We start from the raw sequence: 10,044 nt of genomic DNA on the forward strand, positions 1-10,044 counted from the left end.
CTACTTACCGAAGCTGGCGAACGAACGCACGAGGTGCAGAATGGGACTTCCTCCCAAAATGACGAACATGGCTGGAAGCAGGAACAACACCATCGGAATAGTCAGCTTGGCGCCCAACTTGTGTGCTCTTTCTTCAAGCTTGGTAATACGTTCGCGCCGGAGGTCGACAGCGACACTCCGCAGAGCCTGGCCCACCGGCGTTCCGTATTGCAGGCTTTGGGCGACCATGAGTCCGAACCGGCGGAGCCCATCCGACGTAGATCCCAGTTTATCGAATGCGTCGCTGCGCCTTGGCAGGATTCGGAGATCATCAAGAAGGCCGCTCATGACCCGGGCTATAGCAGGATTGGTCTCATGCATTTCTTGCGCTACGCGTGCCAGCCCGCTTTCCAGGCCCATTCCCGATTCGCTGCACACAACCAGCAAATCGATCATATCCGGCGTGCCCAGTCGAATGGCGGCATCAAACCGCCGCTTCAGCACCGCCAGTATCAATCGCGGCGCTAAAATGCCGATCGCCACGCCAATAAGTGTGAAGACCAGCACATCCAGCAGTGCCTTCCCGAAAAGCTGAGCGACACACCCGGCGATGATCGGGCAGAGGGCCATGCTGACGGCTTTGACACCGATCCAGGTCGGCAAGGCTCGATGATGATTGAAACCTGATGATTGAAGGATGGTTCGTAGCTGATCCAGATTTTCCTCAGCATAGAAGCGACGATACCGCATGCCGAGTGACGAAAACCAACCGGTCACATCCTGGAAGGGGGCAGACTGGCCAGCAACGCCCATCACAGCGTTCGACACCCGGGCGTCCAATGTACGAACGTGTATTTCGCGGATAATCAACATGCAGGACGCAGTCCCAGCCACGACTGCGAGGGCCACCAGACTGAGACCAGAGGTCATAGTGCTGTTTCCCTTCTGACCATCCAACTTATCACCAGGGCTCCAACAAGCACCGAAACGACTGCGTAGACCAGCAGCTTGTTTCCGACCGGATCGGTGAACAACAGATCGACGGTTTGCGGATTGGCTGCGTATAGGACCCCACCTGCAATCAATGGCGAGACCGTCAGCGCTCGTGAGGAAAAGATCACCTCTCCCGCCAGTGCCTTGGCGCGAGCAGCCAGCGCAACACGTTGCCTGACAGTGTCTCCCAGGTTCTGCAAGGTCTCGGCCAGGCTGCCACCGGACTTCATCTGAACGGCAAGTGTCACCGCAAAGATCGCATACTCCGCCACCTGAGTTCGCCGATAGACAGCCTGGACAGCTTCCTCTGGAGGTCTACCCAGATTCACTTCGCTGCATACGATGGCAAACTGCCCAGCCGTTGGCTGCGGCATATCGCGCGCGAGGGCACGAAATGCCTCGTGCACAGGCAGGCCTGATCGCACGGTACTTGTCACCAGCTGGATCGCGTCAGGCAGCTGTCGAAAAAGCTGAAGAGCGAACCGACGTTTCTGCCATCCAAACAGGCCTCGTATCACAATAATGGCCGTGATTGCGGCGACGATGGACACGTAGACCAGGGAATATCCCAGCTGGCTGTTCGCATAAAGGATCGCTGCTGCTCCGAATGCACCGGCGAGCAGCACATAGGCCGGATGCAACACGTAGGGTATATCGGGATTGTAATTGGACAGCCGATTGAGAAACTGAGCCTGGGACCCGGTCTCCAAGCGGCGAATGGATGGTAGGTTAGCCGGATGCGACGTTGGCAGAGCAATCGCCAACTGGCGATTGATGCGTCTTTCCCGAGCGTCGAGCCACAACGAGATGGCTGCTGCACACATCGCGAGGGCCAGAACAGTGACGATCACGGACTCCAGCATCATACTTGCCTCATGGCCTCGGCCCAAGCACCATCTAGCCCGAAATAGACAAGACGGCTTTTGAACTTCGGAGTTGCAAGGTTGGACTTATAGCTGCCCGATATCCGCCCGTTCACATCCTCCTCTTGATACTCGAAGGCTGCGATGTCATTGGTGGTGATCACCTCCCCTTCAAGGCCGATCACCTCGCTGATCTGAATGATGCGGCGCTGTCCGTCCCGCATGCGTTCGACCTGCACAATGAGATCCAGCGCAGCGACGATCTGACTTCGAATGGCGCGCGACGGTAGATTGACCTGTCCCATCTGCACCATGTTTTCGATGCGGGTCAGGGCATCCCGGGTACTGTTCGCGTGTACCGTGGAGATCGAACCATCATGGCCGGTGTTCATCGCCTGCAGCATGTCGAATGCTTCGGCACTGCGCACCTCGCCAACGACGATCCGGTCGGGACGCATGCGCAGGGCATTCACCAGCAAATCGCGCTGTGTCACCTGCCCTGTGCCCTCGAGGCTGGGGGGCCGGGTCTCCAGGCTGATCACGTGCGGCTGCTGAAGCTGCAACTCCGCCGCGTCCTCGATCGTGACAATGCGTTCGGTGTGATCGATGAACTGGCTCATAGCGTTCAGGAGCGTCGTCTTGCCGGATCCGGTACCGCCGGAGACCAGAACATTGAGCCGCGAGCGGGCGGCGATCTCCAGCAAACGTCCGATGGCCGCGGTCATTGAGCCGTTTTCAATCAATCCGGCTATGTCCAAACGGCGGCTTGGAAATTTTCGGATGGAAATGCACGGACTATGGATCGCCAGCGGCGGGAGGATGATGTTGACCCGGCTGCCATCCAGCAGGCGACAATCGACCATCGGACTGGACTCGTCGACGCGCCGGCCAACCTGCGCGGCAATCTTCTGAGCGACGGAAGCAATGTGACCATTGTCCCGGAATCGCACCGCAACTCGTTCCAGCTTGCCGTTTCGCTCCACGTAGACATTACTCGGACCGTTCACCATGATATCGTTGATCGATTGGTCCAGTAGTAGCGGACGGAGCGGCCCGTAGCCCGTCATGTCGTCGGCAATTTCGTCTGCGAGCTGCAGCTGCTCACGGCCCGACAGCTCGAGCCGTTCCTGGTTGGCAATTTGATGGATGATCTCCTCAATCTGCCGCCGGAGAACTTCCCGCGAGACGGTTGCGGCCACCGATGGCTCGATCTGCTCAATTACCCGTTCGCGCAGCGAAGGCGGGATTATGGGTTGGTCGATCGGCGGTTCGTCGCGCCTTGGCGCGGGCGACGGCACGCTCGGTGCGGATACAGCCGTGCTGAGCGGCGGCAAAGGCAAGCCCATCGCAGATGCAGGGAGGCTTGTCGCCAATGAAGATATGTGAGCTGGTGCGTCGTCTTCACGCCTACCAAATTTTTTCATCGCAGATGTGCTGTGAGCACCCTCCTCCACCAGCCACTCCGCTCAGCAGCGACACCGCTGATCTCCCGTACGATCGGTGCCAGGTGGCGCCGCAATTTTCTGACGTGCTTCAGAGCTGGAATGCCCAGATTGAGCGCCTCGGTCATGCCCTTGCCGAGATCGGGAATGACGATGTCGGGCTCTGCACCCAACGCCTTGACGACCGCCGCCCTCGGCAGGCCCCCGGGACGACCGGCCCGGTTGAGCAAGGTAAAGACCCGGTCCTTGCCCGCGATGTTGATCACGGCGGCGCGTAGCGCATGGGCATTGCGAAGTCCGGTCACCTCGGATTCGAGCAGCACCATCACATGACGGGAAAGTTTAATCACGGGATAGATCGACGGCGGAAACGGGACGGGTACATCCACGACGATGTAGTTGAACCGTTGACGCAGCAGACCCAGCACGTGTCGTATGCCAGCTTCCGTAATTTCGAGCTGCGCATCGAGGTCCTCGTCGGCCGAGACCAAGCAAACCCTTTCGTTGACTTCGATTGCCGCGCGCTCGAGGAAGAGTGTGTCCGCCCGCATCGGATTTTCCAGAGCGATGCGCAGCCCCGGCCCGGGACGAACACCCAGCATCACGGCGGCCTCGCCGCCCTGCAAATGAAGATCAAGCAGCGCCACTTTGGCCTTGGTTGTCTCGGCGAGTTGCAGCGCCAGATTGATCGCGATGCTCGTGGCGCCGGCGCCGCCCTGCGCCCCGCAGATCGAGACCACGTGCCCGCCACGATCGATGTGGTTGGCTGCCACGTCGCCGAGCAGCTTGGGGCGCAGCTTGTCCAGCACCATATCGCGCGTGAGCGGCCGCGGCAGATACTCCGTCAAGCCGAGCTCCAGGAGCTCACGGTAGAAGGTAATCTCCCTGTTATCGCCGATCACGGCTACTCGGACATCGGGTGGACAGACGCCAGACAGCCTTTCCAGTTCAGTAAAAGGATCATCGATGCCACTGATGTCTGCCACCAGCGCAAACAGGTCGGTGTCGGTTTCAAGCATCCGTATGGCATTGCGGATCGTGCCGCGCCTGATCGAGAGGTTGGCGCCTTCGAGCCCCTTGCGCAACGCCGCAGCGCTGAGCTCATCATTTACGAAACCGACGATGCGGTTACGCGTGACGATTGAGGTCGATTCTTCAGGCGGAGTGGCTATGGCAATGTTCATCAGCGTTTCTCCGACAACCTGTTATCGTAACCCACCGCCGTTGCAGTCGGGCCTACGGCATCCGATGCACCATCGCAGCTGACGAGAGCGTCTTCCACTTGCTTTCTGACCGTGTATTGCTTGACCTCACCGCCTGAATGAACGACTACTGCCGTTCTCTGTGCAGAAATTGCATACTGGCGGGCAAGTTCAGGCGACACATCACAGCTCGACATCGCGCCGGTGTCTGCCTTGTCCCACTGATCGACTGCTGCGCGTACGGCCAAGGAGAGCGTCCCGAGCTGCTTTGCGACGGTGACTTTCTTGACCTGGACCTGCGTAAGCTCCAGTGAAACAGTCTGCGTTTGCTTACCTGCCATCCCGCTAATGGGTCGCGCGCCCTGCACGATCTCCTGATCAATCGCGATGACTCGAACATTGCGCAGAACGGTTTCGCTCAGGGCGCGACGCGCGGTATCGACTTTCTCGAAAACCTGGGTCAACACGACGTCCACGTGATCGCCCGGCCTGATGAGGCCCGAGACACCGGCCTCCTCGTCAACCTTGATGCTGATGGCACGGCTGTCTGGCGCCAGGATACTGGCGAGGAAACCCCGATCCCGCGGACGCAGGATATCCTGCAATGTAATGAGACTGCCCGCTTCGACGAAGTTGCGGATGAGTGACCCCGGAAGTCCGGACTTGGACTCGGGGGTTTCAAGGATAGCTCCCTGGGGAACGCGCTCCGGCGGCACCGCGCGCACGGCGAAATCCTCTTCGCGGGCCAACGTCCCCCTCGGCAACGGCCGTACCGCGATAAAGTATCCGGCCGTCGCCGGCGCCGCCGGCGCGAGGGTCGTCGCTGTCACCTGTACCGGGACCGGAGGCGTGGCCTTCGGCAGGTTCATGCTATAGGCAATCAGTCCGAACGCTGTGGTTGCAAGCAAAAGCACCACGATGATCGACAGACGCAGCGCGGATGACATTTCACGATCCTTTGCTCAGTATGGTCCAGATACCGCCACATGCGATAGCAACTCCGTAAGGCAGCGGGGCGTGTCGCAAATGGCGCCAACGCTCGATCGCGTAGATCCGCCGTACGAGCGACGATCCGGCGGGTGCCAACCTGGGATATGGCAGGTGGCGCATCATCAGATGCCCCAAGGCAAGAACGCCGCCGGCCAGCACGGTGACCGTTAGCAACTGCATCACGCCGCTCGGGGGGAGACCAACCGCCAGGGCAACCAGCAGCTTGACATCGCCGCCACCAATTCCTCCGCGCGCGTATAGGACAAAAAGCAGCAGAAAGAGGATCGCGGCTGCGATCAGCGACACAGCGACTTGAATCGGGCTAGGCAACTGACCGGCGATCCCGAGGAGCGCCAGCGCGAGACAAATTTCGTTTCGGATCAGGCGCGTCGCAACGTCCATCGTTGCGACATAGAGCAACAACAGGATTTCCAGGGTCGAGGCTGTGGGAGCAATCCAACTCATGAAATGCACGGTTCAAAAAAGGTGGAAGGCAAACTAGCGGGAGCACTCCTGCGGGAGGGGGGCAGCTTGGATTGCCCCCCTCTGGCGCCAAGATGGCCGTATCAACCAGCGATCGCGGTGGTGAAAGCGGTGGTGATTGCGGTGATCCCGGTCGTTAACGCCGCCCCGATCTGTCCACCGGCTCCGCCACCGAACACGGCACCCACTGCGCCAACGATGCAAACCGCGACGATGATGTACTCGAATGACACCACGCCATCCTGGTCCGTCCGCAGACGCTTCAACGCTTCCTTGGTCTCGATGTAATATTGCAACATTGGAAGAATCCCTTCTTTCAAGATGAATTTGCAGACACCTCGGCAACTTCCAGCGGCTGCGGATTATATCCGGCCGCCAGCGATAAACTATCCATTAAATGTTTATTAGCGTCAATATTTAATATATAATGCCATCCTGAATTAACCGCCGCAAAACGCGCCGTCGTGACAATCCAAAAATCGATAAAACGTCGTAATACAAAGACGATAGCCGGCCAACAATCGGAATCCTGGGCAGAGCGCTGGCTGAGAGTCATTAAAGAATCACCGGATTATTACGGGTGGCCGCCGGTATAATTTGATTATTCGGAAATTCGATATTTATGCAAAGCCGATGAGCTGTCGGAGTGCATCCAACCCTTTCAATCCACTCGCATATGTCCGGCGGATGCAGCGACGACACCAGCGTGCATGGATCAAATTTCGCGAGGTCGGCCGGATGACCTAGCGCGCCGTCTGTAAGCCGTTGATATCGCCCGTGCGGTAAGCGCTATGAATGCCTTGATGGCCTCGTGCCTCTCACACCGCACCTCCTCGGCCTCTGGCTTTTGCAGCGATTTGCGTCGTCAAGCGAAGTTGGCCTCCGGGACGAGGCCATTTGATCCTTCGTCGTCCGGCTCGGCGTCGCTACTGGATTGCCTCGTCCATCGGTTGCTTGACCGGTTACTTCTGCCGGAACGACTGATTGAATGACATCGCGAGCGGCCCGACGATGTAATCAAACGCGGTTCGCTGGACGGTCGGGATCATAACGGTCGCCGGCATGCCAGGGTACAGGCGAATGTTCGGCATGTCCGCCAACTCACTCTGATCAATCCGGACAAAGGCCGTGTAGTACGGCGCATTTGTCTTGGGATCAGTGAGGCGGTCAGCCGAAACCTGAATGACGTCGCCGTGAATGATCGGGACGATGCGCTGCTTGTAGGCAGTGAGATGGACTTCGGCGCGCATATTGGGATGTACGTCGCTGATGTCCTCCACCGCAACCTGGGCTTCGATGGTGAGTGCGTCCTCGGCCGGTACGATGTCGAGGATCTTGTCGCCGCGCTGGATGACGCTGCCGACGGCGAACACGGTCAATCCCACGACCCGGCCGGTATAGGGCGCCCGAATTTCCATGCGACCCAGGACCGACTTTGCACTCAACGCCTTCGGAATGACCTCGAGCAATCTGGCCTGCGTGTCACGCAAGTCCTTGGTGACATCTGTCATCCGATCATTGTCGAGTTGGGCGATCTGCTGCTCTTGCTCGGCGATGGCCTGTCGGGCCTTCGCGATACCGGCTTTTGTATCGGCGATCTGGCCTTCCAAACCGTACGCCGTCCGCTCCAGCTGGAGAATTCGCGGACGCGCAATCAGGCCCCGTTCGACCAACGGCGCAAGATCCTTTGCCTCGTTGCGGACCGAGTTGATCTGATCGGTGAAGGCCTTGACCTGTGCCTCGGCGCCCACAATCTGTGACCCAAGCTGGTTGATCTTCTCGCGAATGACGCTTCGTTGCCCGTCAAGCGATGCTCGCCGACTGTCGAACTGATTGAGCTGACCGGTCCATACGCTCTTAAAGTAGCGGTCATCAGAGCGCGCCCTCAAATCGGCCGGCATGGCCAGCTCGGATCCATGATCGAGCTCCGTCAGGAGCCGTACTTCCGTTGCACGAAGCACGGCATATTGTTGTGTGAGCACCTCATACTCGGCACGGACCTGCGTATCGTCCAGAACGATCAGGAGATCGCCTGCCAGCACCCGCTCCCCTTCTCGGACATGCAATTCCCTGACAATGCCGCCATCGAGGTGCTGAACGCTCTTGCGGTTGCCGTCGACCTTTACGATAGCATTTGCAACCACGGCGCCGTTGAGTGGTGCCGTCAGCGCCCAGGTGCCGAATCCGCCGAAAAAGATGGCGATGATCAGCCATCCCGCGAGTGCTACGCGACGAATCGAGTCGCTCGGTGCACCGCTCCTGAGTTGATCAGTCGTCGAGCTCGGCGCTAATGCGCGTGGTTTCGACCAGCTTGTAAACTCCATCAGCGCCATGACCATGTCCTAACCCGTCGTCTCGCGGACCGTGTGGATCGGTACGGGCCTCGTCAGACGGGCCAGGATCTCGGCGCGCGGTCCGAACATCTCGACGACGCCTTCACGCAGCACCAGGATCTTGTCAGCCACGCCGATGGTGGCCGGCCGATGGGAGATAATCACCACCGTCGTGCCGCGCTTCTTGAGTTGAAGAATGCAATCGGCGAGCGCGGCGTCTCCTTCGGCGTCGAGATTGGAGCTCGGCTCGTCGAGCACGAGAAGGCTCGGATTGGCGAAGATGGCGCGGGCAAGACCAATACGCTGACGATAACCGCCCGAGAGTATGGCGCCGCCTTCTCCCACCTGCGTATCATAGCCATCCGGCAGGCGCAGGATCATCTCGTGCACGTCCGCCATCCGCGCCGCCAGAATCACCTCCCTGTCTTCGCCCTCCTGGAATCGGCTGATGTTGACGGCAACTGTGTCAGCAAACAGCTCAATATCCTGGGGGAGATAACCGATATGCTGGCCGAGTGACGTCTTGATCCAGCTCGAGACGTCCGCCCCGTCCAGTCGCACCGCGCCAGCAGATGGCGCAAGCACACCGACCAGATGACGCGAAAGCGTGGATTTCCCGGCGCCCGAAGGACCAATGATGCCCAGCACTTCGCCCGGCTCGATTGCGAACGATACCCCGCGCAGGATGGGCTTCGAACCAAACGGCGGCACATAGGAGAGCCCCTCGACCGAGAGTCGGCCCTGCGGGCGCGGCAGCGTCAAACCGACCTCCCGTTGGGGATCGGCTTTCAAGAGCTCGCGGATGCGCAGGAATGCTCCACGAGCAGATACAAGATTGCGCCAGGATCCAACGATCTGCTCTACCGGCTGCAGGGCTCTTCCGAGCAGAATGCTCGCGGCGAACATGGCGCCGACGGTTGCAAGTCGCTCGATCACGAGATAGGCGCCGAGGCCAAGTATCATCGACTGCATGGCAAGCCGCAGAAAACGGATGATGCTCTGCATGGTGGCGGCGCGATCGCTCGCAGAGACCTGCCGTTCAAGCATACGGGTGCGATCACGGGCCCAACGCCTCAGCAGCCCTTCGGTCATGCCCATCGCCCGCACCACTTCGGTATTGCGCAGGCTCATCTCGGTAAAGCTATAGCTCCGGGAAGCCGCCTCGCCGGCCTCCGTCAACGGCAGCTTGACCCGCCACTCGTTAAACAGGGCCATAAGAATCAGCAGGATGGAGCAGCCCAATGCGAACGCCCCCAGGAACGGGTGCAGCACAAAAATCACGGCAATGTAGATCGGCGCCCAGGGCAGATCGAAGATCGCATGGATCCCCATGCCGGTGACGAACTGGCGGAAGGTGTCGAAATCGCGCAGCAGCTGGCTGCGCGCGCCGCCGGCGCCAGCGGAGCGATGAATGATCGCCGTCATCACGCGCGCCGCGATCGTCTGGTCGAGGCGAATGCTGGCGCGGGTCAGCACGCGGGCGCGTACGGCATCCAGCCCTGCCAGCGCCAGCAACGCCATCAACAGCGCGATCGTGAGCATCAGCAGCGTGATCTCGCTGGCGCTTGCGATCACCCGGTCATAGACCTGCAGCATGTAGAGCGGTCCGGCCAGGTAAAGCAGATTGATCGCCAAGCTGAAGATCGCGGCAGTGACGAAATAGCCCCGGCAGCTTTGCAGCAAACGCCGGAGTTCGTCGGGTCTTTTGAACGGAGTACTCACACAGATCAGCGGAAAATCCGCCCCTCTTCAAAATCAC

10 protein-coding genes are annotated in these 10,044 nt (G+C 59.6%); all 10 read right to left on the reverse strand.

The window, feature by feature from the left end:
• Window positions 1-909 (reverse strand): type II secretion system F family protein, encoded by a 909-nt coding sequence (locus tag BcanWU425_RS28900; protein ID WP_018458247.1) that lies wholly within the window; start codon window positions 907-909, stop codon window positions 1-3.
• Entirely contained in the window at window positions 906-1,838 is a 933-nt protein-coding gene (locus BcanWU425_RS28905) for a type II secretion system F family protein (protein ID WP_018458246.1), read from the reverse strand. The genes BcanWU425_RS28900 and BcanWU425_RS28905 overlap by 4 nt, the downstream gene beginning before the upstream one ends.
• Complete coding sequence (locus tag BcanWU425_RS28910; RefSeq protein WP_204513904.1) at window positions 1,835-3,259, reverse strand: CpaF family protein; 1,425 nt, start codon at window positions 3,257-3,259, stop codon at window positions 1,835-1,837. The genes BcanWU425_RS28905 and BcanWU425_RS28910 overlap by 4 nt, the downstream gene beginning before the upstream one ends.
• Complete coding sequence (locus BcanWU425_RS28915) at window positions 3,256-4,461, reverse strand: AAA family ATPase (RefSeq protein WP_018458243.1); 1,206 nt, start codon at window positions 4,459-4,461, stop codon at window positions 3,256-3,258. Before BcanWU425_RS28915 ends, BcanWU425_RS28910 begins: the two co-directional genes overlap by 4 nt.
• Window positions 4,461-5,426 (reverse strand): Flp pilus assembly protein CpaB, encoded by a 966-nt coding sequence (gene cpaB, locus BcanWU425_RS28920; RefSeq protein ID WP_018458242.1) that lies wholly within the window; start codon window positions 5,424-5,426, stop codon window positions 4,461-4,463. Before cpaB ends, BcanWU425_RS28915 begins: the two co-directional genes overlap by 1 nt.
• A 1-nt stretch (window position 5,427) precedes the next feature.
• On the reverse strand, window positions 5,428-5,934 hold the full coding sequence (locus BcanWU425_RS28925) for an A24 family peptidase (protein ID WP_162496568.1): 507 nt from the start codon (window positions 5,932-5,934) through the stop codon (window positions 5,428-5,430).
• Window positions 5,935-6,035: 101 nt separating this feature from the next.
• Entirely contained in the window at window positions 6,036-6,251 is a 216-nt protein-coding gene (locus BcanWU425_RS28930; RefSeq protein WP_018458240.1) for a hypothetical protein, read from the reverse strand.
• A 17-nt stretch (window positions 6,252-6,268) separates the two neighbouring features.
• The gene (locus BcanWU425_RS28935) at window positions 6,269-6,508 is read right to left on the reverse strand and encodes a hypothetical protein (RefSeq protein WP_204513903.1); all 240 of its coding nucleotides are present in this window, start codon (window positions 6,506-6,508) and stop codon (window positions 6,269-6,271) included.
• A 406-nt stretch (window positions 6,509-6,914) separates the two neighbouring features.
• Window positions 6,915-8,285 (reverse strand): HlyD family type I secretion periplasmic adaptor subunit, encoded by a 1,371-nt coding sequence (locus BcanWU425_RS28940; RefSeq protein WP_204513902.1) that lies wholly within the window; start codon window positions 8,283-8,285, stop codon window positions 6,915-6,917.
• A gap of 9 nt (window positions 8,286-8,294) precedes the next feature.
• Window positions 8,295-10,007: a type I secretion system permease/ATPase gene (locus tag BcanWU425_RS28945; RefSeq protein WP_231188757.1), complete on the reverse strand. Its 1,713-nt coding sequence runs from the start codon at window positions 10,005-10,007 to the stop codon at window positions 8,295-8,297.
• Window positions 10,008-10,044 lie beyond the last annotated feature (37 nt).

It is taken from the genome of Bradyrhizobium sp. WU425 (assembly GCF_021052305.1).
GTDB classification, from domain to species: Bacteria; Pseudomonadota; Alphaproteobacteria; order Rhizobiales; family Xanthobacteraceae; genus Bradyrhizobium; species Bradyrhizobium canariense_D.